This window comes from Enterobacter sp. NFIX58 (assembly GCF_900110475.1).
Taxonomy (GTDB): domain Bacteria; phylum Pseudomonadota; class Gammaproteobacteria; order Enterobacterales; family Enterobacteriaceae; genus Enterobacter; species Enterobacter quasiroggenkampii.
In genome coordinates this window covers 309,838-335,500 of the sequence record NZ_FODW01000003.1, presented here as the reverse complement: position 1 = coordinate 335,500, position 25,663 = coordinate 309,838, and the positions used below count along the sequence as shown (strand labels likewise).

General features: G+C 56.3%; 17 protein-coding genes. 8 read left to right on the top strand and 9 right to left on the bottom strand.

Annotated features, from left to right (window positions below):
- Positions 1 to 17: 17 nt before the first annotated feature.
- Genes glpC through glpA form a run of 3 tightly spaced genes read right to left on the bottom strand, consistent with a single transcriptional unit; the run spans position 18 to position 4,040 of the window.
- Positions 18 to 1,208 carry an anaerobic glycerol-3-phosphate dehydrogenase subunit GlpC gene (gene glpC, locus BMW97_RS14885; RefSeq protein ID WP_045908715.1) on the bottom strand — a complete coding sequence of 397 codons (1,191 nt, stop codon included), beginning with the start codon at positions 1,206 to 1,208 and terminating at the stop codon, positions 18 to 20.
- On the bottom strand, positions 1,205 to 2,422 hold the full coding sequence (gene glpB / locus BMW97_RS14880) for a glycerol-3-phosphate dehydrogenase subunit GlpB (RefSeq protein ID WP_045908714.1): 1,218 nt from the start codon (positions 2,420 to 2,422) through the stop codon (positions 1,205 to 1,207). Before glpB ends, glpC begins: the two co-directional genes overlap by 4 nt.
- The gene (glpA, locus tag BMW97_RS14875) at positions 2,412 to 4,040 is read right to left on the bottom strand and encodes an anaerobic glycerol-3-phosphate dehydrogenase subunit A (protein WP_090392971.1); all 1,629 of its coding nucleotides are present in this window, start codon (positions 4,038 to 4,040) and stop codon (positions 2,412 to 2,414) included. The genes glpB and glpA overlap by 11 nt, the downstream gene beginning before the upstream one ends.
- A gap of 251 nt (positions 4,041 to 4,291) precedes the next feature.
- On the opposite strand from glpA, the gene glpT reads away from it, so the two are divergent.
- Positions 4,292 to 5,644, top strand: coding sequence for a glycerol-3-phosphate transporter (glpT, locus tag BMW97_RS14870; RefSeq protein WP_045354273.1), 1,353 nt, complete (start codon positions 4,292 to 4,294; stop codon positions 5,642 to 5,644).
- An 11-nt stretch (positions 5,645 to 5,655) separates the two neighbouring features.
- Complete coding sequence (gene glpQ, locus BMW97_RS14865; protein WP_045908712.1) at positions 5,656 to 6,711, top strand: glycerophosphodiester phosphodiesterase; 1,056 nt, start codon at positions 5,656 to 5,658, stop codon at positions 6,709 to 6,711.
- 89 nt (positions 6,712 to 6,800) lie between these two features.
- On the opposite strand, the gene yfaE is transcribed toward glpQ, so the two are convergent.
- From yfaE to ubiG, 4 genes are all read right to left on the bottom strand, one after another.
- Positions 6,801 to 7,055, bottom strand: coding sequence for a class I ribonucleotide reductase maintenance protein YfaE (gene yfaE, locus BMW97_RS14860; protein ID WP_025757202.1), 255 nt, complete (start codon positions 7,053 to 7,055; stop codon positions 6,801 to 6,803).
- Entirely contained in the window at positions 7,055 to 8,185 is a 1,131-nt protein-coding gene (nrdB, locus tag BMW97_RS14855) for a class Ia ribonucleoside-diphosphate reductase subunit beta (RefSeq protein ID WP_045908711.1), read from the bottom strand. The genes yfaE and nrdB overlap by 1 nt, the downstream gene beginning before the upstream one ends.
- A 100-nt stretch (positions 8,186 to 8,285) precedes the next feature.
- On the bottom strand, positions 8,286 to 10,571 hold the full coding sequence (gene nrdA, locus BMW97_RS14850) for a class 1a ribonucleoside-diphosphate reductase subunit alpha (RefSeq protein ID WP_045908710.1): 2,286 nt from the start codon (positions 10,569 to 10,571) through the stop codon (positions 8,286 to 8,288).
- A gap of 347 nt (positions 10,572 to 10,918) precedes the next feature.
- Positions 10,919 to 11,647, bottom strand: a complete 729-nt coding sequence (gene ubiG / locus BMW97_RS14845) for a bifunctional 2-polyprenyl-6-hydroxyphenol methylase/3-demethylubiquinol 3-O-methyltransferase UbiG (RefSeq protein ID WP_045908709.1) — start codon at positions 11,645 to 11,647, stop codon at positions 10,919 to 10,921.
- Positions 11,648 to 11,793: 146 nt separating this feature from the next.
- On the opposite strand from ubiG, the gene gyrA reads away from it, so the two are divergent.
- Together gyrA and rcsC are read left to right on the top strand one after the other, a co-directional pair.
- Positions 11,794 to 14,430 carry a DNA topoisomerase (ATP-hydrolyzing) subunit A gene (gene gyrA, locus BMW97_RS14840; RefSeq protein WP_045908708.1) on the top strand — a complete coding sequence of 879 codons (2,637 nt, stop codon included), beginning with the start codon at positions 11,794 to 11,796 and terminating at the stop codon, positions 14,428 to 14,430.
- 135 nt (positions 14,431 to 14,565) lie between these two features.
- A complete protein-coding gene (rcsC, locus tag BMW97_RS14835) occupies positions 14,566 to 17,412 on the top strand; it encodes a two-component system sensor histidine kinase RcsC (RefSeq protein WP_045908707.1) in 2,847 nt (948 codons plus the stop codon).
- A 110-nt stretch (positions 17,413 to 17,522) separates the two neighbouring features.
- Here rcsC and rcsB read toward each other — a convergent pair whose 3' ends face one another.
- Both rcsB and rcsD read right to left on the bottom strand, forming a co-directional pair.
- Entirely contained in the window at positions 17,523 to 18,173 is a 651-nt protein-coding gene (rcsB, locus tag BMW97_RS14830; RefSeq protein WP_003859405.1) for a response regulator transcription factor RcsB, read from the bottom strand.
- A 16-nt stretch (positions 18,174 to 18,189) separates the two neighbouring features.
- A complete protein-coding gene (rcsD, locus tag BMW97_RS14825) occupies positions 18,190 to 20,862 on the bottom strand; it encodes a phosphotransferase RcsD (protein ID WP_045908706.1) in 2,673 nt (890 codons plus the stop codon).
- A 743-nt stretch (positions 20,863 to 21,605) separates the two neighbouring features.
- Between rcsD and BMW97_RS14820 the strand changes: the two genes are divergently transcribed.
- From BMW97_RS14820 to alkB, 4 genes are all read left to right on the top strand, one after another.
- Positions 21,606 to 22,694: a porin OmpC gene (locus BMW97_RS14820; protein WP_032663173.1), complete on the top strand. Its 1,089-nt coding sequence runs from the start codon at positions 21,606 to 21,608 to the stop codon at positions 22,692 to 22,694.
- A 117-nt stretch (positions 22,695 to 22,811) separates the two neighbouring features.
- On the top strand, positions 22,812 to 23,867 hold the full coding sequence (gene apbE, locus BMW97_RS14815; RefSeq protein WP_045908705.1) for an FAD:protein FMN transferase ApbE: 1,056 nt from the start codon (positions 22,812 to 22,814) through the stop codon (positions 23,865 to 23,867).
- A 72-nt stretch (positions 23,868 to 23,939) separates the two neighbouring features.
- Entirely contained in the window at positions 23,940 to 24,998 is a 1,059-nt protein-coding gene (ada, locus tag BMW97_RS14810; protein WP_045908704.1) for a bifunctional DNA-binding transcriptional regulator/O6-methylguanine-DNA methyltransferase Ada, read from the top strand.
- Positions 24,998 to 25,654, top strand: a complete 657-nt coding sequence (alkB, locus tag BMW97_RS14805) for a DNA oxidative demethylase AlkB (protein WP_045908703.1) — start codon at positions 24,998 to 25,000, stop codon at positions 25,652 to 25,654. The genes ada and alkB overlap by 1 nt, the downstream gene beginning before the upstream one ends.
- The last annotated feature ends 9 nt before the right edge of the window (positions 25,655 to 25,663 follow it).

Below are 25,663 nucleotides of genomic sequence, written 5' to 3'. Positions count from 1 at the left end.
TTTCGCCCCGGCCATGTTTAGCCGAGCGCCTTTGCCAGCAGCGTAATCGGATGCTCGCAGCGCTTGCTGGTGGACATCTCAATCTGCCACTTGCAGGTTTCGCAGTCCGTTACCACGATATCCGCGCCGCTCTCCTCAATCTGACGGAACAGCGGAGCGCCGATCGCCTGCGACGTTTCGTAGTTTTCACGCTTAAAGCCGTAGGTTCCCGCAATCCCGCAGCAGCACGAGTCCAGCACCGTCAGCTCCAGCCCCGGGATTAACCGCAGCAGCTCCAGCGTATAGAGCGACCAGCCCATCTTCTCCATATGACACGGCGTGTGATAGACCACTTTCAGCGGCAATTTCCCCAGCGGCAACGTCTGCCCGCTGTCCAGCTTGCGCCACAGGAAGCGCGTTGCCAGCTCGATGTGCTCGCGCAGGCCGGTGTTGTCCACGTCCAGCAGATGCGGATACTCATCGCGCAGGGTGAAGGTACAGGTGGACGAGGTCGCCAGCACCGGTATACCCTTGTCGACGATGGCTTCACGCAGGGAGGTGACATTGCTTTGAGCCTGCCTGCGCGCTTTATCGGTAAACCCGTTAGCAATCAGCGGCACGCCGCAGCACTTCTCCTTGCTAAGCAGCTGTACGCCGGTTCCCATGGCGTTCAGCACCTTCAGCAGATCTTTACCCAGCTGCGGATGGTTGTAATTCACATAGCAGCCGTGGAAAAAGGCCACCTGCTCGGCGTACTGCGCCTGCTCCGCCGCCACGGATTTATACCAGCGGCGGAAGGTGCCGTGAGAATATTTCGGCAGGCTGCGGTGATGGTCTATTTTCAGCGTGGCATCCAGCAGCTGGCGCACCGGTTTGAGAGAGGTCGCGGCATTCACCAGCGGGGCAAACGGCGTAGAGACGCTGCCCATCAGATCGGTGTGGCTCAGAATCGCGTCCCGCAGCGACGGCTTTTGCGTACTGTAGCGCGCCCGGGCGCGCTGGATAATATCGCCGATTTTCACATCCGACGGGCAGGCGACTTCGCAGCGTTTGCAGTTGATGCAGTATTTCAGGGCTTCATCGTACAGCTTGCCGTCCTTCAGGCGCAGGCGCTCGCCGTCCGGCCCGGCCTGTTTAGGCCCGGGATAGCGTGGGTTCACGCCGCTGACTGGGCAGACGGTGGTACACACCGTGCATTTGATGCAGCTTTCAAAACGGGTGTCGTTCATTGTTCAGCCTCCATGCGCTGGCTAATCTGCTCTGCCACATACAGCGCCGTGACGGCGCAGACGCCGCCACCGCATCCCTGGGCGATGGGATCGTATCCGCCCAGCAGCGAACCGATGGCAAAAAGAGTACTGACGGGCTTACCGGAAAGCTGCGGATGCAGGTGGTTATCGACAATCACGCCGAACTGCTGCCAGGGCTGCGGCGAGAAGAAATCACTCTGATACCAGTCCGCGCGGGAGGCTCGCTGGCGAACATCCAGCCCCATAATGGCTTCCCGAATGCCTTCCCGGCTGCTCAGCAGCCCGTTGCTGAAGAAACTGCCGCTTGCCAGCACCGTATAGCGGGCGCGAAGCGGAATATCCTCGTGGTTTCGCGTCCAGATTTCGCTTACCGCGCCGTCCACCAGGGTAATTTTCTTCACCTCATCCCCCGCCATCCACACGCCGCCCTGGGCAACAAACTGGCGCTGGAGCTGGGTGTGCAGGCGGATGCCGGGCACGGACGGGGGCAGCGTGGGCAGCAGGCCGAGCGAGCAGGGCAGACGATCCGAGAGCCAGCGCCAGAGCCGGTTGTCGCGTAAACCGAAGCAGGCGGGCATCAGCAGGGCGTCACAGTTGTTGCTAAGCGGCCTGAGGGCGTCATACAGCAACGGCCATTTCTCTTCGTTATCCAGAAAACGGGCGATATTCACCGCGCGAAACTCGCTCGGGTTATCGCGCAGGACATCAAGCTCAGGCAGCTCTATCTCTGCCGTTTCGGCGTTAACGCCCTGGCGACAGAGCGACGCCGCCGCGAGATGGGGCTGGAAATCCAGAAAGCCGCTAATCCCTACCACCCGCACGCGTTCCGCGCGAATGGGGGCAACGGGCACCTCCTCCGGGCTGAGCCACGCGGAACGCAGGGTGCCGAGCGGCGTGACGCGCTGGTGATTGAGCCGGGCGCTGCCCTGCAGACGTGCGCCGCAGTCTGCCAGCAGCGCTTCGGTCTCCAGCGCAAAGCGGTCAATATGCTGCGCGCCAATCAGGTGATACGGATGCTCGGGTGGCAGCTTATCGCGGTACGCTTCGTCCACCAGATCCAGCGAGCCCGACGAGAAGTGCAGGGCGCTCTGCCCCCGGGTGATAATCGCGCAGCGCAGCCCCTGCTTCGTGAGCTTAATGCCGCAGAGCAGGCCCGCCAGCCCGCCGCCGACAATCACGGTATCAAATTTCATCGTGTTGCTCCTTCTCAAGACCGCAAAGCCCCTGGTAGACCCAGCGGGTAAATTCACTTTCACGCAGGGCATCGCCCCAGGCGACAGGCTGAATACCTTTCCAGCGCTCGTTTAAAAACGCGCTGAGCTGATCGAGCGACTGGGTAGCGGTGGTGGTGTGAAAACGCTGCAACAGCCCGGCGGCGCGACAGGCGCACAGCTCGCCCTGGCAGGTGCCCATTCCGACACGGGTGCGTCGGCGCAGATCGAGCAGGCTGGTGACCGTCAGGTTCTCCACCGCGTACTGCACCTCACCGGCGGTGACGGCTTCGCACTCGCACACGAGACTGCGGCTTACTCGTCCTTCACCGAGCCACGGTGGCGTTCTGTCGCCGTGGCGGTACACCGCGGACCCGCGCAGCGGCGCGGGCAGAGAGATGATTTTTTGCAGCGTTTTTTCGGTGGACTGCCGCGATCCCGGCAGCGGCTGTTCTGCCGTGACGCACGGCCTGGTATTCCCCAGCTTGCGGCAGACGGCATCGGTTGCCCACTCGGCCATCAGGCGATAGGTCATCAGCTTGCCGCCGGTGATGGTGATAAACCCGTCCATGCCGTCGCGCGCGGCGTGATCGAGCAGCACGATGCCCCGGCTGACGTTACGTCCGCTCGGATCGTTGTCGCTGGCGACCAGCGGACGCACGCCCGCGTAGGCGCGCAGAATGCGCGTCTGCGCCATCACCGGCGCCAGTTTTTCCCCTTCGCGCAGCAGGATATCCACCTCTTCAGCGGTGACGCGGTTGTAGTCAATTTCGCTGTAGTCCACGTGGGTTGAGGTCGTCCCGATTAACGAAATGGTATCTCCCGGCACGAGGATATCGGCATCAGACGGTTTGCGGCAGCGGTTGATCACGTGGTTATTGATGCGGTGGTCGAGGATCAGCAGCGAGCCTTTCGCCGGGAACATGCGCACCGACAGGTCAGCGTATTCCGCAATCCGCTGCCCCCAGATCCCCGCCGCGTTGACCACCACGGTGGCATACAGCTCGCTGTGTTCATTGTATTGCGCATTAAAAAGCCGCACGCCGCAGATGCGGTGGCCTTCGCGGATAAGGCCGGTCACTTCGTGCCCGGTGAGGATATGTGCGCCATGCTCCCGGGCGTCCAGCATGTTGGCTGCGGTCAGGCGGAACGGATCGACGGTGCCGTCAGGGACTTTCACCGCGCCGATAAGCGCCGGGTTAACCGACGGTTCCAGCCGCCGCGCCAGCGCCGGATCCATGGTTTCAGCCTGAATGCCCGCGGCGCTGCAGGCGGTAATAAAGGTGTCCTGAAAGGCGAGGTCATCTTCAGGAAGGGTAATAAAGAGGCCGTCGGTCGGCTCAATGCAGTGTCGGGCGATACGCTTGAGGATCTGGTTTTCAGCAATACATTCGCGTGCGGATTCCGCGTCGGTGACCGCATACCGGGCGCCGCTGTGTAGCAGGCCGTGGTTACGCCCGGTTGCGCCCGTGGCGATATCATGGCGTTCCAGAAGCGTGACGCTTAAGCCGCGAAGGGCGCAATCGCGCGCGATCCCGGCGCCGGTTGCGCCACCACCAATGATTATCACATCACTATAACGAGGATCGTGACTGGTCATTGTTTACCCTCTATGTTCGTTTTTTATCATTTAGCCATATTAATTTTGTGGTTTGTTTGATTTCGAACATAAACGCGCGGAATTCGAAAGTGAAACGTGATTTCATGCGCTTTTTTGCGCATTCTGTCATATTTCTGTAACAATCTGTGCGTTGATTCACAGTAACAATCACCGTGATTTCTTAACATCCCCGCCTCTGGAATTCAGGTGCGAGCCACCTGCTCACTCATTTCAAGGCCACGGAGGCTGTTATGCTCAGTATCTTCAAACCTGCGCCCCACAGGGCGCGTCTGCCAGAGGCAGAAATAGATCCGCTCTATCGCCGTCTGCGTTGGCAAATCTTCCTGGGGATCTTCTTCGGGTACGCGGCGTACTACCTTGTACGTAAAAACTTCGCGCTCGCTATGCCGTATCTGGTGGAGCAGGGCTTTTCCCGCGGCGATCTGGGGTTCGCGCTGTCGGGGATCTCTATCGCCTACGGTTTTTCCAAATTCATCATGGGCTCCGTGTCGGATCGCTCGAATCCGCGCGTGTTCCTGCCCGCCGGTCTGATCCTGGCGGCCGCGGTCATGCTGTTCATGGGCTTTGTGCCGTGGGCAACCTCCAGCATTGCCATCATGTTCGTGCTGCTGTTCCTCTGCGGCTGGTTCCAGGGGATGGGGTGGCCACCGTGCGGGCGTACCATGGTGCACTGGTGGTCGCAGAAAGAGCGCGGTGGCATCGTGTCGGTGTGGAACTGCGCCCATAACGTGGGCGGCGGTATTCCGCCTCTGCTGTTCCTGCTGGGGATGGCCTGGTTCAACGACTGGCACGCGGCGCTCTACATGCCTGCCTTTGGCGCCATTCTGGTGGCGATTATTGCCTTCGCCCTGATGCGCGATACGCCGCAGTCCTGCGGTCTGCCGCCGATTGAAGAGTACAAAAACGACTATCCGGATGATTACAGCAAGGAACATGAAGAAGAGCTGACCGCAAAACAGATCTTCATGAAGTACGTGCTGCCGAACAAGCTGCTGTGGTACATCGCGGTCGCGAACGTGTTCGTTTACCTGCTGCGCTACGGCATCCTCGACTGGTCGCCAACCTACCTGAAAGAGGTGAAGCACTTCGCGCTGGATAAATCCTCCTGGGCGTACTTCCTGTATGAATACGCCGGGATCCCAGGCACGCTGCTTTGCGGCTGGATGTCGGACAAAGTGTTTAAAGGTAACCGCGGTGCGACGGGCGTGTTCTTTATGACGCTGGTGACCATCGCGACCGTGGTGTACTGGCTCAACCCGCCGGGTAACCCATCAGTAGATATGGCCTGCATGATCGTCATCGGCTTCCTGATTTACGGTCCGGTGATGCTGATCGGTCTGCATGCCCTGGAGCTGGCGCCGAAAAAAGCGGCGGGCACGGCGGCGGGCTTTACCGGCCTGTTCGGCTACCTCGGCGGTTCGGTCGCGGCGAGCGCCATTGTGGGCTACACCGTTGACTTCTTCGGCTGGGACGGCGGCTTTATGGTGATGATCGGCGGTAGCGTGCTGGCGGTACTGCTGCTGATTGTTGTGATGATCGGGGAAAAACGTCACCACGCTGAAGTGCTGGCACGTCGTCAATAAGGAGCTTTGCGATGAAATTAACTCAGTTAGCGACAGGCCTGCTGCTGGCGGGCCTGATGACCGGGTCCGCGCTGGCGGCGGATAAAATCGTTATTGCCCACCGCGGCGCGAGCGGCTATCTGCCGGAGCATACGCTGCCGGCGAAAGCGATGGCCTATGCGCAGGGTGCTGATTACCTGGAGCAGGATCTGGTGATGACGAAGGACGACCAGCTGGTCGTCCTGCACGATCACTATCTTGACCGCGTGACGGACGTGGCGGAGCGCTTCCCGGACCGCGCCCGCAAAGATGGCCGCTTCTACGCCATTGACTTCACGCTGGCGGAGATCCGCTCTCTGAAGTTTACCGAAGGCTTCGAGATTGAAAACGGCAAGAAGGTGCAGGTCTATCTGGGACGTTTCCCGATGGGCAAATCTGACTTCCGGATCCATACCTTCCAGGAAGAGATTGAGTTTGTTCAGGGGCTGAACCACTCAACCGGTAAAAACATCGGCATCTATCCGGAAATCAAAGCGCCGTGGTTCCACCATCAGGAAGGGAAGGACATTGCCGCGAAGACGCTGGAGGTGCTGAAACAGTACGGCTACACCAGCAAGAAGGACAAGGTCTACCTGCAGTGTTTTGATGCCGCCGAGCTGAAGCGCATCAAAACCGAGCTGGAGCCGAAGATGGGCATGAACCTCAACCTGGTGCAGCTGATTGCCTACACTGACTGGAATGAAACCCAGGAGAAGCAGCCGGACGGGACGTGGGTGAACTACAACTACGACTGGATGTTTAAGCCGGGCGCGATGAAGCAGATTGCGCAGTACGCCGACGGCATTGGGCCTGATTACCATATGCTGGTGGCGGAAGGCTCAACGCCGGGCCACGTGAAGCTGACGGCGATGGTGAAAGAGGCGCATGCCAGCAAGATGCAAGTGCATCCGTACACCGTGCGTGCAGACCAGCTGCCGCCGTATGCCACGGATGTGAATCAGCTTTATGAGGTGTTGTATAAGCAGGCGGGCGTGGACGGACTGTTTACGGATTTCCCGGATAAAGCGGTGAGCTTTTTGAAGGATTAACGCTGAAATTGCCGAGTGGCGGCTGCGCCTTACCCGGCCTACGAACTGCGGTTTTGTAGGTCGGGTAAGCAAAGCGCCACCCGACACATTCACATCTCGATCTCGATATCGCCTTTTGCCCGGCAGCAGCAGGGCAAAATTTCCCCTTCATTGATAAAGGCCAGCGGTTCGGTCAGCCAGTCCACCTGGCCGGCGACCAGACGGCAGCGGCACGAGCCGCAATAGCCTTCACGACACTGGTACTCGACCTCCACCTGATGCGCTTCAAGCGCCACCAGCAGGGAAGGGTGCTCTTCCTGGCACAGCACTTCTGTACCCGAAAGGCTCAGCGTGACGCGCGTCATCAGAGCTGGAAATCGCTCAGGTCGTCGGTGTTGACTTCAGAATCAATCTGACCGACCAGATAAGAACTCACTTCCACTTCCTGCGGCGCGACCTGCACGTTATCGGACACCAGCCAGGTGTTGATCCACGGGATAGGGTTAGAGCGCGTCTGGAACGGCAGGTCGAGACCGACAGCCTGCATGCGGATGTTGGTGATGTACTCCACGTACTGGCACAGGATGTCTTTGTTCAGGCCAATCATGGAGCCGTCACGGAACAGATAGTCTGCCCACTCTTTCTCCTGCTGGGCCGCCAGCACGAACAGGTCGTAGCACTCCTGCTTGCACTCTTCGGCGATTGCCGCCATCTCAGGATCGTCCGTGCCGCTGCGCAGCAGGTTCAGCATGTGCTGGGTACCGGTCAGGTGCAGGGCTTCATCACGGGCAATCAGACGGATGATCTTGGCGTTGCCTTCCATCAGCTTGCGCTCGGCAAAGGCGAAGGAGCAGGCGAAGCTCACGTAGAAGCGGATCGCTTCCAGCGCGTTAACGCTCATCAGGCACAGATACAGCTGCTTTTTCAGCGCACGCAGGTTTACGGTGATGGTTTTGCCATCCACGTGGTGGGTGCCTTCGCCCAGCAGGTGCCAGTAGCTGGTCATCTCGATCAGCTCGTCGTAGTAATGGGCAATGCCTTCCGCGCGCTTCTGGATCTGCTCGTTGGTGACGATATCGTCAAACACCACCGCCGGATCGTTCACGATGTTGCGGATAATGTGGGTATAAGAGCGGGAGTGGATCGTCTCGGAGAACGCCCAGGTTTCCACCCAGGTTTCCAGCTCTGGAATCGAGATCAGCGGCAGCAGCGCCACGTTCGGGCTACGGCCCTGAATGGAGTCCAGCAGCGTCTGGTACTTCAGGTTGCTGATGAAGATATGTTTTTCGTGATCCGGCAGAGACTGGTAGTCAATACGGTCGCGGGAGACGTCCACTTCTTCCGGACGCCAGAAGAAGGAGAGTTGCTTTTCAATCAGCTTTTCGAAGATGTCATATTTTTGCTGATCGTAGCGTGCCACGTTGACCGGCTGGCCGAAGAACATCGGCTCTTTGAGCTGGTCGTTTTTCGTCTGTGAAAAGGTGGTATATGCCATTGCGGTGAGTCCTGTTGAGATTTTATTGCCCGGCGGCACTGCGTTTGCCGGGCCTACAAAACCGTAGGCCGGGTAAGCGTAGCGCCACCCGGCGAAGTGCTTAGATCTTACATGCGCCGCTTTCGCAGCCATCGTCCTGAATTGACGGAACCAGGTCGTCCTGCGCGTCTTCCGCACCATCACGGGTGTTGTGATAGTACAGCGTTTTCACGCCAAATTTGTAGGCGGTGAGCAGGTCTTTCAGCAGTTGCTGCATCGGAACCTTGCCTGACGGGAAGCGCGTCGGGTCATAGTTGGTATTGGCAGAGATCGACTGGTCGATAAACTTCTGCATGATCCCTACCAGCTGCAGGTAACCGTCGTTGTTTGGCATTTCCCACAGCAGCTCGTAGTTGTCACCCAGCGTCTCGTAATCCGGCACCACCTGACGCAGCACGCCGTCTTTCGAGGCTTTGATGCTGACGTGGCCGCGCGGTGGCTCAATGCCGTTGGTGGCGTTAGAGATCTGCGAAGAGGTCTCAGACGGCATCAGGGCAGAGAGCGTGGAGTTACGCAGGCCGTGCGTTTTGATGGACTCGCGCAGGCCTTCCCAGTCGAGATGCAGCGGCTCGCTGACAATCGCATCCAGGTCTTTCTTGTAGGTGTCGATCGGCAGAATGCCTTTCGCGTAGGTGGTTTCGTTGAACCACGGGCACGCGCCTTGCTCTTTCGCCAGCTCGTTAGAGGCTTTCATCAGGTAGTACTGAATCGCTTCGAACGTCTGGTGCGTCAGGTTGTTAGCGCTGCCGTCGGAGTAACGCTTGCCGTTTTTCGCCAGCCAGTAGGCGAAGTTGATCACGCCGATACCCAGGGTACGACGGCCCATCGCACCGCGTTTCGCTGCCGGGATTGGGTAATCCTGGTAGTCCAGCAGAGCGTCGAGGGCACGAACTGCCAGCACGGCCAGCTCTTCCAGCTCGTCCAGGCTCTTAATTGCGCCCAGGTTGAATGCGGACAGCGTACACAGTGCAATTTCACCGTTTTCGTCGTTCACATCTTCCAGCGGTTTGGTCGGCAGGGCGATCTCCAGGCACAGGTTAGACTGGCGCACTGGCGCAACGACCGGATCGAACGGGCTGTGGGTGTTGCAGTGGTCAACGTTCTGGATGTAGATACGGCCGGTAGAGGCACGTTCCTGCATCATCAGGGAGAACAGATCGACCGCCTTCACGCGCTGCTTGCGGATGCTGTCGTCTTTTTCGTATTTGGTGTACAGACGCTCGAACTCGTCCTGATCGGCGAAGAACGCGTCGTACAGGCCCGGGACGTCGGACGGGCTGAACAGGGTAATGTCTTCGCCCTTCAGCAGACGGGTGTACATCAGCTTGTTGATCTGCACGCCGTAGTCCATGTGACGCACGCGGTTGCCTTCGACACCACGGTTGTTTTTCAGAACCAGCAGGCTTTCCACTTCCAGGTGCCACATTGGGTAGAACAGGGTCGCAGCACCGCCGCGCACGCCGCCCTGAGAGCAGGATTTTACTGCCGTCTGGAAGTGCTTATAGAACGGGATACAGCCGGTGTGGAACGCTTCACCGCCGCGAATCGGGCTGCCCAGCGCACGAATGCGGCCGGCGTTGATGCCGATACCGGCGCGCTGGGAAACGTATTTCACAATGGCGCTGGAGGTGGCGTTGATGGAATCCAGGCTGTCACCACACTCGATCAGCACGCAGGAGCTGAACTGGCGGGTAGGGGTGCGCACGCCAGACATGATTGGCGTCGGCAGAGAAATCTTGAACGTCGATACCGCATCGTAGAAACGCTTCACGTAATCCAGACGGGTATCACGTGGGTAGTTTGAGAACAGACAGGCGGCCACCAGAATGTAGAGGAACTGGGCGCTTTCGTAGATCTCACCGGTTACACGGTTCTGAACCAGGTATTTGCCTTCGAGCTGCTTCACCGCCGCGTAGGAGAAGTTCATGTCGCGCCAGTGATCGATAAACCCGTTCATCTGCTCGAACTCTTCTTCCGTATAGTCTTCCAGCAGATGCGTGTCGTATTTGCCCAGCTCAACCATTTTCACCACGTGATCGTAAAGCTTCGGCGGCTCAAACTGGCCGTAGGCTTTTTTACGCAGGTGGAAAATCGCCAGACGTGCAGCCAGGTACTGATAATCCGGTGCTTCGCGGGAGATCAGGTCCGCCGCCGCTTTGATGATGGTTTCGTGGATATCAGACGTTTTGATGCCGTCGTAGAACTGAATATGAGAACGCAGTTCAACCTGGGAGATAGATACGTTGTTCAGTCCTTCTGCTGCCCAGTCGAGAACTCGATGGATTTTGTCCAGATTGATACGCTCGGTAGTACCGTCGCGCTTTGTCACCAGCAGACTCTGATTCATGTGGGTTTTACCTGTCCGTGAAATAAAAAATATCCCCCGCTTATCCACAGAACCGTCTTGTGACTAACTCTGTGGATAAATACTACATATAGGGGGTTTGCGATAAGAAAAACGCTATATGGTGAGTATTCTAGTATCGAATCTTTTCAGCACAAGGGTTGATTTTGACGTTAAATTGAGGTTGTGAAAGGGTAAAAAAGGCTAAGTCCTCGTACCGTAAGGCCTGGAAGACATGTCAATAATTAAGAAAAAAAATTCAAAATTTGATCGAGTGCTGATTTCTTCAACGGGAGGTCAGAATTGCGCAACATGATGTCGCGCAATCTTTATAAGAATAACGAATGACGTTAGTCGTTTTTGGCGGTTGTGTGCAACATATAGTTAACATCAACGCCCGGTGCGAGTTTGAATTTATTGGTCAGCGGATTGTAGTGCAGGCCGGTGATGTGCTGCTCCTTAAGCCACGTCTGGTCAACCCAGCTTAACAGCTCCGCCGGCTTGATGAATTTCTTCACGTCGTGCGTGCCTTTCGGCACCATGCGCAGCACATACTCCGCGCCGACGACGGCCATCAGCCAGGCTTTAGCGTTGCGGTTGAGGGTTGAGAAGAAGACCTGGCCGCCCGGTTTCACCAGTTTTGCACAGGCGTGCACCACGGACTGCGGATCGGGAACGTGCTCCAGCATCTCCATGCAGGTCACCACATCGTACTGATGGGCATGTTTTGCCGCATGTTCTTCCACGGTTTCCTGCACGTAGTCTACCTGTATGCCAGACTCCAGCGCGTGAAGACGGGCAACCTGCAGCGGTTCAAAACCCATATCCAGGCCCGTGACGTTCGCCCCTTCGCGCGCCATGCTTTCCGCCAGGATACCGCCGCCGCAGCCGACATCGAGCACTTTTTTACCGAACAGACCGCCGGAACGCTCCGCAATATAGCCCAGACGCAGCGGGTTAATACGGTGCAGCGGTTTGAACTCACCTTCGAGATCCCACCAGCGGGACGCCACCGCTTCAAATTTGGCAATCTCTTCGTGGTCAACATTGTGAGCCACCGGGGATTTTTCGGCATTCATGGGCGCTTTTACTCCTTATTTAGCAAGACGAATGAGTATATCAGGCAATCCCTGTGAATAAAGCGTATAGGTTTACCTCAATCACCTCGGCTGTGTTATAATTTGCGACCTTTGAATCCGGGATACAGTAGAGGGATAGCGGTTAGATGAGCGACCTTGCGAGAGAAATTACACCGGTTAACATCGAGGAAGAGCTGAAGAGCTCCTATCTGGACTATGCGATGTCGGTCATTGTTGGCCGTGCGCTGCCGGACGTCCGCGATGGCCTGAAGCCGGTACACCGTCGCGTACTATACGCCATGAACGTATTGGGCAATGACTGGAATAAAGCCTATAAAAAATCTGCCCGCGTCGTCGGTGACGTCATCGGTAAATATCACCCGCATGGTGATACCGCCGTTTATGACACCATCGTTCGTATGGCGCAGCCATTCTCCTTGCGCTACATGCTGGTAGATGGCCAGGGTAACTTTGGTTCAGTCGACGGCGACTCCGCTGCAGCGATGCGTTATACGGAAATCCGTATGTCGAAAATCGCTCATGAGCTGATGGCCGACCTGGAAAAAGAGACCGTTGATTTCGTCGATAACTACGACGGCACCGAGCGCATCCCAGATGTGATGCCCACCAAGATCCCGAACCTGTTAGTGAACGGTTCGTCCGGCATCGCGGTCGGTATGGCAACCAACATTCCGCCGCACAATATCACTGAGGTGATTAACGGCTGTCTGGCCTATATCGACGATGAAGACATCAGCATTGAAGGGCTGATGGCACACATCCCGGGTCCGGATTTCCCGACGGCGGCGATCATCAACGGTCGTCGCGGTATTGAAGAAGCGTACCGTACCGGCCGCGGCAAGATCTACATCCGTGCCCGCGCCGAAGTGGAAGCGGACGCTAAAACCGGCCGTGAAACCATCATTGTTCACGAGATCCCGTATCAGGTGAACAAAGCGCGTCTGATTGAAAAGATCGCCGAGCTGGTAAAAGAAAAACGTGTTGAAGGCATCAGCGCGCTGCGTGACGAGTCTGACAAAGACGGCATGCGCATCGTGATTGAGATCAAACGCGACGCGGTGGGTGAGGTTGTCCTGAACAACCTGTACTCCCAGACGCAGCTTCAGGTCTCCTTCGGTATCAACATGGTTGCACTGCACCATGGTCAGCCGAAGATCATGAACCTGAAAGAGATCCTGAGCGCGTTCGTCCGTCACCGCCGTGAAGTGGTGACCCGTCGTACTATCTTCGAACTGCGCAAAGCGCGCGACCGTGCGCACATCCTTGAAGCGCTGGCGGTTGCGCTGGCCAACATCGACCCGATCATCGAACTGATCCGTCGTGCACCAACCCCGGCGGAAGCGAAAACTGCGCTGATTTCCCGTCCGTGGGATCTGGGCAACGTTGCCGCGATGCTGGAACGTGCGGGTGATGACGCAGCGCGTCCTGAGTGGCTGGAACCTGAGTTCGGCGTGCGTGACGGTCAGTACTACCTGACGGAACAGCAGGCCCAGGCGATTCTGGATCTGCGTCTGCAGAAACTGACCGGCCTTGAGCATGAAAAACTGCTCGACGAATACAAAGAGCTGCTGGAACAGATTGCTGAGCTGCTTCATATTCTGGGCAGCGCAGAGCGCCTGATGGAAGTGATCCGTGAAGAGCTGGAGCTGGTCCGCGATCAGTTCGGCGACGAGCGCCGCACCGAAATCACCGCCAACAGCGCGGACATCAACATCGAAGACCTGATCAACCAGGAAGACGTTGTTGTGACCCTGTCTCACCAGGGCTACGTGAAGTATCAGCCGTTAACTGATTACGAAGCACAGCGTCGTGGCGGTAAAGGCAAGTCTGCAGCACGTATTAAAGAAGAAGACTTCATTGACCGCCTGCTGGTGGCGAACACCCATGACACGATCCTCTGCTTCTCCAGCCGCGGTCGTCTGTACTGGATGAAAGTCTATCAGCTGCCGGAAGCAAGCCGTGGCGCGCGTGGTCGTCCAATCGTTAACCTGCTGCCGCTGGAAGCGAACGAACGTATCACCGCTATCCTGCCGGTACGCGAGTACGAAGAGGGCGTGAACGTCTTTATGGCGACCGCCAGCGGTACCGTGAAGAAAACCGCGCTAACCGAATTCAGCCGTCCGCGTTCTGCCGGTATTATCGCCGTGAACCTGAACGAAGGCGACGAGCTGATTGGCGTGGATCTGACCTCCGGTTCCGATGAAGTGATGCTCTTCTCTGCGGCCGGTAAAGTGGTGCGCTTCAAAGAAGACGCCGTTCGTGCAATGGGCCGTACCGCGACGGGCGTGCGTGGTATCAAGCTGGCAGGCGAAGACAGCGTTGTTTCTCTGATTATTCCGCGCGGTGAAGGGGCTATCCTGACCGTGACGCAGAATGGTTACGGTAAACGTACGGCGGAAGGGGAATACCCGACCAAGTCTCGCGGCACGCAGGGCGTAATCTCCATCAAGGTGACCGAGCGCAACGGTTCCGTTGTCGGCGCGGTGCAGGTGGACGATGCGGACCAGATCATGATGATCACCGATGCCGGTACGCTGGTGCGTACCCGCGTGTCTGAGATCAGCGTGGTGGGTCGTAACACCCAGGGCGTGATCCTCATCCGTACAGCGGAAGATGAAAACGTGGTGGGTCTGCAGCGCGTTGCTGAGCCGGTGGATGACGAAGAGCTCGACTCCATCGATGGTAGCGTCGCGGAAGGCGATGAGGATATCGCGCCGGAAGCCGACACCGACGATGACGTAGCGGATGACGCTGACGAGTAATGTCTCCTGATGCAAAAAAGGGCCGGATTCCGGCCCTTTTCTTTTGCACAAGCAGATAAGTCAACGTTGCGACCTGGCGCGTTTACCGCTACCTTAACCACATTCTTTTGACCCCGACGGCGGAGCCTCGCCCCCTTGAAATACCTCGTCTCCTTTCGTACTACGCTGAAAGTCTCTCGCTATCTGTTTCGGGCGCTGGCGCTCCTGCTTTGGCTGCTGGTGGCCCTGTTCTCGGTGTTTTACATCGTTAACGCCCTGCACCAGAAAGAAGCGGAGATCCGCCAGGAGTTTAACTTAAGCTCCGACCAGGCCCAGCGCTACATTCAGCGAACGTCTGACGTGATGAAGGAGCTGAAGTATATTGCCGAAAATCGTCTGACGGCGGAAAACGGCATCCTTGCGCTTCGCGGGCGTGATGACAAAACCGAAGTCCCGGACTTCCAGCCGCTGTTCCCGGATTCCGATTGCTCCACCATGAGCAATACCTGGCGCGGCTCTCTGGAATCGCTCGCCTGGTTTATGCGCTACTGGCGCGACAATTTCTCCGCCGCCTATGACCTGAACCGCGTCTTCCTGATTGGCAGCGAGAATCTCTGCATGGCTGACTTTGGCCTGCGCGACGTGCCCGTTGAACGTGACGATGCGCTGAAAAGCCTGCATGAACGTATTGTCAAATACCGCAATGCACCGCAGGACGAGCGCGGCAATAACATCTTCTGGGTGAGCCAGGGCCCGCGTCCGGGCGTGGGCTATTTCTACGCCCTGACGCCGGTTTATCTGGGCAATCGCCTGCAGGCGCTGCTGGGGATTGAGCAGACCATTCGCATGGAAAACTTCTTCACCCCGGGCAGCCTGCCCATGGGCGTGACCATTCTGGATGAAAACGGTCATCAGCTGATTTCACTTGCCGGGCCTGATAACCGTCTAAACGTCGAACCGCACTGGATGCAGGAGCGGTCGTGGTTTGGCTATACCTCAGGTTTCCGCGAGCTGGTGCTGAAGAAGAGCCTGCCGCCTTCGTCGCTCAGTATCGTCTATTCGCTGCCGGTGGATATGGTGCTTGAGCGGATACGCATTCTTATCATGAATGCGATTCTGCTCAACCTGCTGGCGGGGGGCGCGCTGTTTACGCTGGCGCGCATGTATGAGCGGAAAATCTTTATTCCTGCCGAAAGCGACGCCCAGCGACTGGAGGAACACGAGCAGTTTAACCGCAAGATTGTTGCCTCGGCGCCGGTGGGGATTTGTATCCTGCGTACCCAGGACGGGACCAATATCCTGAGTAACGAACTGGCACATAACTACCTGAACATGTTAACGCACGAAGACCGGCAGAGGCTGACGCAAATTATCTGCGGTCAGCAGGTTAACTTTGTCGACGTGTTGACCAGTACGCACACCAACCTGCAGATCAGCTTTGTGCATTCCCGCTATCGCAATGAAAACGTGGCGATTTGCGTGCTGGTGGATGTCTCCGCGCGCGTGAAGATGGAAGAGTCGTTGCAGGAGATGGCGCAGGCGGCAGAGCAGGCCAGCCAGTCGAAGTCCATGTTCCTTGCCACCGTCAGCCATGAGCTGCGTACGCCACTGTACGGGATCATCGGTAACCTCGACCTGCTGCAGACTAAAGAGCTGCCGAAAGGCGTCGACCGGCTGGTGACGGCGATGAACAACTCCTCCAGCCTGTTGCTGAAGATCATCAGCGATATTCTCGACTTCTCTAAAATCGAGTCCGAGCAGTTGAAAATCGAGCCGCGCGAGTTTTCGCCGCGCGAGGTGATGAACCATATCAGCGCCAACTATCTCCCGCTGGTGGTGCGTAAACAGCTGGGGCTCTACTGCTTTATCGAACCGGACGTGCCGCTGACGCTGCACGGCGATCCGATGCGCCTGCAGCAGGTCATCTCTAACCTGCTCAGCAACGCCATTAAATTCACCGATACCGGCTGTATTGTGCTGCACGTCTGCCGGGCGGGGGATTACCTGAGCATTCGCGTGCGCGACACGGGCGTCGGCATCCCGGCGAAGGAAGTGGTTCGCCTGTTCGACCCGTTCTTCCAGGTCGGGACCGGCGTGCAGCGTAACTTCCAGGGTACCGGACTGGGGCTGGCGATTTGTGAGAAGCTCGTCAGCATGATGGACGGTGATATCTCCGTGGATACCGAGCCCGGCATGGGCAGCCAGTTCACCATCCGCATTCCGCTCTATTCGGCGCAGTATCCGGCAAAAGCCACGGTAGACGGGCTGAGCGATAAGCGCTGCTGGCTGGCGGTGCATAACGCCTCGCTGAATGACTATCTGACGGCGCTGCTTACCCACAGCGGCGTGAGGGTGTGCCGCTATGAAGGTCAAACACCGGACGTGGACGATGTGCTGATCGCCGATGAGATGCCGGAACAGCCGTGGCAGGGGAGAGGGGCAGTGCTCTTCTGCCGTCGCCACATCGGTATCCCGGTTGAGCGTGCACCAGGGGAATGGGTACACAGTGTCGCCACCCCGCACGAGCTGTTGAGTCTGCTGGCGCGCATCTACAAAGTGGAACTGGAAGAGAGCGACGGCGCGGGTGGATTGCCGTCACCGGAGTCTCTGGCGTCGGTGAATGACGATATGATGATTCTGGTGGTGGATGACCATCCGATTAACCGTCGCCTGCTGGCTGACCAGCTTGGATCGCTGGGCTATCAGTGCAAAACCGCCAATGACGGCGTGGATGCGCTAAACGTGCTGAGTAAGAATCATATTGATATCGTGCTGAGCGACGTCAACATGCCTAACATGGACGGCTACCGTCTGACGCAGCGCATCCGACAGCTTGGCCTGACGCTGCCGGTGGTGGGCGTAACGGCGAACGCGCTGGCGGAAGAGAAGCAGCGCTGTCTGGAGTCAGGCATGGACAGCTGTCTGTCGAAACCGGTGACGCTGGACGTGCTGAAGCAGACATTGTCGATTTACGCGGAGCGTGTGAGAAAAACGCGGATATAAAAAAGGCCCGGAAGGGCCTTTTTTAATTGCCCGGCGGCACTGCGCTTGCGCGGGCCTGCGGGTTCTGTAGGCCGGGTAAGCGCAGCGCCACCCGGCATAAACAGCGGAGATCAATCCTTGTCGGTTGCGCTCAGCGTGACGGAGGAGAGATAGTTCAGCAGAGCTATATCGTTATCCACGCCCAGCTTCATCATCGCTGATTTCTTCTGGCTGCTGATGGTTTTAATACTGCGGTTCAGCTTCTTGGCAATCTCGGTCACCAGGAAACCTTCTGCGAACAGGCGCAGAACTTCACTCTCTTTCGGCGACAGGCGTTTGTCACCGTAGCCACCCGCGCTGATTTTTTCCAGCAGACGAGAAACGCTTTCAGGCGTGAACTTCTTACCTTTCTGCAGCGCCGCAAGCGCTTTAGGCAGATCGGTCGGTGCGCCTTGTTTCAGCACAATCCCTTCGATGTCCAGATCCAGTACCGCGCTCAGGATCGCCGGGTTATTGTTCATGGTCAGAACAATGATCGAGATATCCGGGAAGTGACGTTTAATATATTTGATGAGCGTGATCCCATCACCGTATTTGTCTCCAGGCATGGAGAGATCGGTAATGAGCACGTGTGCATCAAGCTTTGGGAGGTTATTGATCAGTGCTGTAGAGTCTTCAAATTCACCGACTACATTCACCCACTCGATCTGTTCAAGTGATTTGCGAATACCGAACAGTACAATCGGATGGTCATCGGCAATAATTACGTTCATATTGTTCATGTATAAGGCTACCTTGCTACAGCAAGCTTTTGACGTAGGCGTCAATGTCGCTGATGTATTTTTCAATGCCAGAGGCATCTTTCTCACGAATTAGATGTTCCAGCGTTTCACATAACTGCTTGCCGGGAACCAGATTAAGCATGGCAAACACCCCTTTAAGCCGGTGTGCTGTCTGTGCCAGCGCTGCAAAATCATTCGCAGCGGACTCAGTATACAACCGCTTAACATCATCTGGTACTGTATCAACAAAGAGTGAATAGTATCCGCTGGCGTGAAGCTCGGCATTTTCATTACCGCCTAACGGTGATTCCGCTATCTCTTCCTGCGCCAGCTGCTCTTCTATTAGTTGTAGTACAGCTTCCTGCATCGCATTGCTTATATTAAAGTTGACGCGCAGCTGGCCAGGGCCGATTTTCCGCACGCCTGACTCATCATCGCTTAAAAGCAAGCCGGAGGCAGTAAGATTAGACGGATTATCAGTTAAAAACAGATCAAATTCTTGACTTGCAAGTCTTTCATCCGGGGTGATGCAGGCCGCACCCCAGTTTTCTAACTGACGAACGACAATATTGCGGATCTCGTTCGACGTAACATCGACCATCACCACGACATCATCCAGCAGACGCTCTTCATCTTCTTCCTGCGGATTGGCCGCCATTTTCACGTGCAGAGAATAGCGGGTGCCGAGAGATTCACGGGCCTTGATATTGAGATGGCCGCCGAGCTTACGCGCCAGCTGATCGCACAGCCAGAAGGTAAGGGCATTTGCCTTGCCGTAGCGATCGCTTTGCGTGTCATTCAGGAACGGGAAGTGCAGATTATCAATTTCACTCGTGGTGACGCCTTCCCCGGTGTCCAGGATGCGGAACGTCAGGCGGTCTTCTGCGGACTCCTCCGTACTGACTTCGAGGGTGATCTTGCCGATCTGCGTGGTGGTTACCGCGTACTGAATAATCATCAACAGTATGCGGCGCAGCGCTTCACGATCGCCGTGGCGTTCATCATTTGCCGGGAGATTGTTATTGATCAGCAGCTGCAGCCCTTTGCGCTTAATCACGGGCAGGACTTCCGGAACCACTTCATCGATCAGATCCTGAATGGAGAAGAGGGTGGGGGTTCCCTTCCAGAAATCATTCTCCAGCATGTTCGCCAGCTGGATCTCATCAACCATTCTAACCAGCGAGTCGGCCTGACAGGCAAGCTGGTGGCTTTCTGACGTATTTAACGCCGCCGCCTGGGTAGCCAGCGTTTTTAACGGCTGCTTGAAGGCATCGCCAATGTTCTGCATAAATGCGGCGCGCCCCTGCTGGTTTTTCTCATAAAGTCTTTGCGCCTGCTTGAGCTTTTTATTCACCAGCACTTCGCGATCCTGATCGCGGATGATGAAGATTTGCGTACGTGAAGCCACCTGGCTGCGGAACTGGCGGATCTCGTACAGTTCATTGTTGATGGTGGCCTGAATCACCCCCTGGTGCTGATCCGCCATGGTGGTGATGTTCTGCAGGTTAAGATGCGGCAGCAGATGGTCGGCAATTTTATTGCTCATTACCGTACGATTTGCTTCCTGATCGTGAACTAAGACCCCAAGCGGCAGCACGGAAACAATCTCTTCATTCAGCGCGCGTAATACGCGCAGCTCATTGCTGGTACCGGCCGGGACCGCCGCGGCGTCGCTCTGACGTCCCGACTGGAAGCGGAAGGTGCTGTAGCCAAACAGCGCCAGCGCCAGCAGACCGATATTCAGCAGCAGAGGCAGCAGGATATTTTGCAGCGTGTCGAGCAACAGCGTACCAAACGGCACCTGCCACACCAGACGCATACCGGTCGAGTTCAGGGATGAGGCAATTTCGATTTTTGAACCGTTAAAGGAGATCGATACGCTCTCTGCGGCCTCTTTGTCAGACGCCGCACGCATGTTCTGGGTGCTGCTGTCGGGCTCCAGACGGAAGCTATCGAGCGGCATATCCGGCGGGATTAAATCATTAATGGGTAAATCGAAGGCGACCACCGTCGCCAGATGTCCTGGCTGGTTGAAGGTGGTGCGCAGAGTAAAATAATGACCGTTTTGCCAGGCCAGGCGGCGCAGGGAAGAGAAGCTCTCACGTTCATCAAGGGCGTTCGCCTGCTGCAGCATCTCTGCCCGGCGGGAATCGACGATGCTGCCCACGGTGGTCTCTTTAAACCCGGAAGAGAGATCTTTTAACGGCAGCGTTGAGATCAGGATCATGCTGTTGTCCTGACCGTTCAGATAATACATCGACCATGGCACCGTTTCGGCACCCCAGAGGGTATCCAGATAGGTCGAAATACGCTGCGTCATCTCAAGCGTCGCGCTGTCGTGAGAGCCAAAAATAAGCGCCTCAGTCTTACGCTGCGGTTTTTCGAGGTAATAGACATCCTGCTTAAGCCGTGTCTCCTGAAGTCCATCTCCGGATGAGGAGGCCGGTGCAGCTGCAATATTGTCGTAAATCTGCCAGGTGGCGTAGCGCCAGGTATCGATGCGCTTATGCACGGCGTGGGTGATATCGACGACCTGATAGCTCTTGTCCTTCAGCCAGGCATTAACCGCGCTCTGTACCATCACCCCCATAGTCACTAACAGCACAACGATCAAAAGAAGAAAGAAACGGGTGATGCTCCCGGGGAGGAGGGAGAATTTGCTCGGGGCGGTGGTTTCAGTCTGACTCATTGATATCTTTAACCCGTCATGGTCATGCTCTGTGGCGATAGGGCAGTATAAAGGGTAATAACTGAATTTCCAGCGCCACTGTCCGGGAAAAGGCGACTTTTTCAACGGACAATATCGGCGGCGGGCGGCGCAGTAAACATGTACAAACACGCCGGGCGCGTACAAATAATACGTGCGCTGAGCCAGTAAATAGCACGAATTAACAAGAAATTAAGTTTTACATCAATTGTGTGTTCGCGAAGGACGGCCGATGAGAATTTAGTTAATAGTCGTTACAATTTCGGTGCGGTAGCACAAAAAACGAGAAGTTACGTAAAGAAAGGTAAAAAAAAACCGAATGCGAAGCATCCGGCTCAATTAGGGATAAACAGACATTCAAAACTGAATGACGGTAATAAATAAAGTTAATGATGATAGCGAGAGATATTTTAGAGATTAGGTGAGATCTTGTTTTGTCATTCAGTGCTGTAACGATTTTTATTATAACTTATTGATTATTATTGGTATGTTTTTCCTTTTGATTATAAGTGCTAAATTTCTAAGCTATTTGTGCTTTGTAAAAGTTCCTTGTTATTTACATTTTGAAACATGTTGATGGATAAATGAAACATCTTCAAAGTTTTCGTATCATATTCGCGTTGGATTATTCTGTAATTTTGCGGAGAATGAAATTGCCGACTGGTTAATGAGGGTTAACCAGTAAGCAGTGGCAATTATAAGGCATATAACAGAGGGTTAATAAAATGAAAGTTAAAGTACTGTCCCTCCTGGTACCAGCACTCCTGGTGGCAGGCGCAGCAAATGCGGCCGAAATTTATAACAAAGATGGCAACAAATTAGATCTGTACGGTAAAGTTGATGGTCTGCACTATTTCTCCGATGACGACAGCGCTGATGGCGACCAGACCTACATGCGTCTTGGCTTCAAAGGCGAAACCCAGGTTAACGATCAGCTGACCGGTTACGGCCAGTGGGAATACCAGATTCAGGGTAACTCAGGTGAGAATGAAAACAACGCCTGGACCCGTGTGGCGTTTGCCGGTCTGAAATTTGGTGACGCGGGTTCTTTCGACTACGGTCGTAACTACGGCGTAGTTTACGATGTAACTTCCTGGACCGACGTTCTGCCAGAATTCGGCGGTGACACCTACGGTTCTGACAACTTCATGCAGCAGCGTGGTAACGGCTTTGCGACCTATCGTAACAGCGATTTCTTCGGCCTGGTTGATGGTCTGAACTTCGCTGTTCAGTATCAAGGTAAAAACGGTAGCGTAAGCGGTGAAGACCAGACCAACAACGGTCGTGAAGCACTGCGTCAGAACGGTGATGGCGTTGGCGGTTCTATCACTTATAACCTGGGCGAAGGCTTCGGTATTGGTACTGCCGTGTCCAGCTCTAAGCGCACCAGTTCCCAGAACGACATGGGCTTCGGTACTGGCGACCGTGCTGAAACCTATACCGGCGGTCTGAAATACGACGCGAACAACATCTACCTGGCTGCTCAGTATACTCAGACCTACAACGCGACTCGCGCAGGCGATCTGGGTTGGGCCAACAAAGCGCAGAACTTCGAAGTGGTTGCTCAGTACCAGTTCGACTTCGGCCTGCGTCCATCCGTGGCTTATCTGCAGTCTAAAGGCAAAGACATCGAAGGTTACGGCGATCAGGATCTGCTGAAATATGTTGATGTAGGTGCGACTTACTACTTCAACAAAAACATGTCCACCTACGTGGATTACAAAATCAACCTGGTTGATGAAAATGACTTCACCCGTCAGGCGGGTATCGGTACTGACGATATCGTCGCGCTGGGCCTGGTTTACCAGTTCTAATCGCGTTAACGTGTGACGTAAGGGGGGCTGATGGCCCCCCTTTTTTGTGCTTCTCAGATTCTCACAACGCCCCTGTTTTGGTGTACTCTTGCCGCCCTGGCATGAGGATAATAATGAATGGACATGACTTTTTTACGCGCCAGCTTTCTGGCTATGCTTTTTTTCCTGACCGCGTGTAACGATCCCGCGACCGTGGCGAAAACCGATGCACCTGCCGCGACGGTGCTCGAAGGTAAAACGATGGGCACCTTCTGGCGCGTCAGCGTGATGAACCTCGATAAAACACGCACGGATGAACTTCGCGGCAAAATCCAGTCGCAGCTGGACGCCGACGATCAGCTGCTGTCGACCTATAAAAATGACTCGGCGCTGATGCGCTTTAACCTCTCGACCAGCACTTCTCTGTGGCCGGTGAGCGAGGCGATGGCCGATATCGTGACCGAGGCAATGCGCGTGGGTTATAAAACCAACGGGGCGATGGATGTGACCGTCGGTCCTCTGGTGAACCTCTGGGGATTTGGCCCCAATAAACAGCCGGTGAAGACGCCCGAACAGGCGGCCATTGATGACGCCCGCGCCCGGACAGGTCTACAGCATCTGACCGTGATCAACCAGTACGGGCAGCAGTACCTGCAAAAAGATATCCCCGATCTGTTTGTCGATCTGTCGACGGTCGGGGAAGGCTATGCGGCGGATCATCTTGCTGCACTGATGGCGCAGGAAGGAATTTCCCGTTATCTGGTCTCGGTGGGCGGCGCGTTGGTCAGTCGGGGCATGAACGCCAGCGATAAGCCGTGGCGCGTAGCGATTCAAAAACCAACCGATCGGCAAAATGCCGTGCAGGCGATAGTGGATATCAACGGACATGGCATCAGCACCTCCGGAAGCTATCGCAACTATTACGAGCTTGACGGGAAGCGTATTTCGCACGTGATTGATCCGCAGACCGGACGCCCCATCACGCATAACCTGGTCTCGGTAACGGTCATTGCCCCCACCGCGCTGGAAGCGGATGCCTGGGATACCGGATTAATGGTTCTCGGCCCGGAAAAAGCCAAAGAGGTGGTCCGTCAGGAAGGGCTGGCAGTTTATATGATCACCAAAGAGGGCGACGGGTTCAAAACCTGGAGCTCGCCGCAGTTCAACAGTTTCCTGGTCAGCGACAAAAATTAAAAAGCAAGGTTGCGGGTTTTTTATCGGTGGCGCTCAGGCACGCTCTATGTATGCTTATACGAGGAGCCGATCATGAAAAACCCAACCTTAATGACCGATGAGGATCGCTGGCAGGCCGTGCTGGCCCGCGATCCGCTCGCTGACGATCAGTTTGTCTTCGCCGTGCAGACGACGGGTATTTTCTGCCGCCCGTCATGCCGTGCCCGCCACGCGCTGCGTAAAAATGTCCGCTTTTATCCTGATGCCCGGCACGCCGCTCAGGCGGGCTTTCGTCCGTGCAAGCGCTGCATGCCGGACAAACGCGATCCGCAGGCGCAGAAGCTGGCAAAAGTGGAACATGCCTGCCGGCTTCTGGAGCAGGATCCCGCGTTAACCCTGGAGAGACTGGCGGAGCAGGTTGCCATGAGTCCTTTCCATTTCCACCGCCTGTTTAAGTCGGTGACCGGCATGACGCCCAAAGCCTGGCAGCAGGCGGCGCGGGGTCAGCGTCTGCGCACCGCGCTTGCGCAGGGAGACAAAATTACCGATGCCGTGCTGGCGGCGGGATTTCCCGACAGCAGCAGCTATTATCGTAAAGCCAACGATGCGTTGGGCATGACGGCGAAGCAGTACCGTAAAGGAGAGGTGGCTGTGCGGTATGCCATCGATGACTGTTCGTTAGGACGCTGTCTGGTTGCCGAAAGCGAGCGGGGGATCTGCGCGATTCTGCTGGGTGACACCGATACGGAAGTCACCGCAGAGCTTGCCACGCAATTTCCAAAAGCTACGCACGCGCCGCTGGACGACGCCTTTGTGCAGCGGATCCACCAGGTCATTGCCAGTATTGATAACCGCGACGTACCGCTTGCGCTGCCGCTGGATATTCGCGGTACCGCGTTCCAGCAGCGCGTCTGGCAGGCCCTTCGCACTATTCCCTGCGGCGAAACGGCAAGCTACCAGCAGGTGGCGCAGGCGATTGGCCAACCCAGTGCGGTACGCGCCGTAGCAGGCGCCTGTGCCGCAAACACGCTGGCAATTGTGATCCCCTGCCATCGGGTGGTTCGCAACGACGGTGCGCTGTCGGGCTATCGCTGGGGGACGGCGCGAAAAGCGCTGTTACTGAAACGTGAGGCGAAACGCCGGGAGGAATAATGCTCGATCTTTTTGCGGATGCTGAACCCTGGCAGGAACCGCTTGCGCCAGGGGCAGCGATCCTGCGCCGCTTTGCTCTCTCCCGTGCGGAGGCGTTGCTTGCCGGTATTGAAGAGGTCACGGCGGTTTCACCGTTTCGCCATATGGTGACGCCGGGCGGCTACACCATGTCGGTGGCCATGGCCAACTGCGGCGAACTGGGCTGGGCGACAAACGAACGTGGGTATGTGTATGCTCCAAACGATCCCACGACCGACCGGCCCTGGCCTCCCATGCCTGCGGTTTTTCAGGCACTTTGTCACGAGGCTGCCGTGGCGGCGGATTATCCGGATTTTCGTCCTGATGCCTGTCTGATTAACCGCTACGCCATCGGTGCGAAGCTCTCGCTGCATCAGGACAAGGATGAGCCCGATCTGCGCGCGCCTATCGTATCGGTATCGTTAGGCCTGCCCGCCGTCTTTCAGTTTGGGGGATTACGCCGCAACGATCCGCTCAAACGCATTATGCTGGAACATGGCGATGTGGTGGTGTGGGGCAGGGAATCGCGGCTTTATTATCACGGCATTCAGCCGCTGAAACCCGGCGTTCACCCCCTCACGGGCGAGTACCGCTTTAATCTGACCTTCCGTCAGGCGGGGATGCGTAAACTAAAATAAGAATTATTC

Coding starts and splice junctions, on each gene's coding strand:
- glpC (WP_045908715.1), bottom strand. CDS start 1,208: ATGAACGACACCCGTTTTGAAAGCTGCATCAAATGCACGGTGTGTACC.
- glpB (WP_045908714.1), bottom strand. CDS start 2,422: ATGAAATTTGATACCGTGATTGTCGGCGGCGGGCTGGCGGGCCTGCTC.
- glpA (WP_090392971.1), bottom strand. CDS start 4,040: ATGACCAGTCACGATCCTCGTTATAGTGATGTGATAATCATTGGTGGT.
- glpT (WP_045354273.1), top strand. CDS start 4,292: ATGCTCAGTATCTTCAAACCTGCGCCCCACAGGGCGCGTCTGCCAGAG.
- glpQ (WP_045908712.1), top strand. CDS start 5,656: ATGAAATTAACTCAGTTAGCGACAGGCCTGCTGCTGGCGGGCCTGATG.
- yfaE (WP_025757202.1), bottom strand. CDS start 7,055: ATGACGCGCGTCACGCTGAGCCTTTCGGGTACAGAAGTGCTGTGCCAG.
- nrdB (WP_045908711.1), bottom strand. CDS start 8,185: ATGGCATATACCACCTTTTCACAGACGAAAAACGACCAGCTCAAAGAG.
- nrdA (WP_045908710.1), bottom strand. CDS start 10,571: ATGAATCAGAGTCTGCTGGTGACAAAGCGCGACGGTACTACCGAGCGT.
- ubiG (WP_045908709.1), bottom strand. CDS start 11,647: ATGAATGCCGAAAAATCCCCGGTGGCTCACAATGTTGACCACGAAGAG.
- gyrA (WP_045908708.1), top strand. CDS start 11,794: ATGAGCGACCTTGCGAGAGAAATTACACCGGTTAACATCGAGGAAGAG.
- rcsB (WP_003859405.1), bottom strand. CDS start 18,173: ATGAACAATATGAACGTAATTATTGCCGATGACCATCCGATTGTACTG.
- rcsD (WP_045908706.1), bottom strand. CDS start 20,862: ATGAGTCAGACTGAAACCACCGCCCCGAGCAAATTCTCCCTCCTCCCC.
- BMW97_RS14820 (WP_032663173.1), top strand. CDS start 21,606: ATGAAAGTTAAAGTACTGTCCCTCCTGGTACCAGCACTCCTGGTGGCA.
- apbE (WP_045908705.1), top strand. CDS start 22,812: ATGGACATGACTTTTTTACGCGCCAGCTTTCTGGCTATGCTTTTTTTC.
- ada (WP_045908704.1), top strand. CDS start 23,940: ATGAAAAACCCAACCTTAATGACCGATGAGGATCGCTGGCAGGCCGTG.
- alkB (WP_045908703.1), top strand. CDS start 24,998: ATGCTCGATCTTTTTGCGGATGCTGAACCCTGGCAGGAACCGCTTGCG.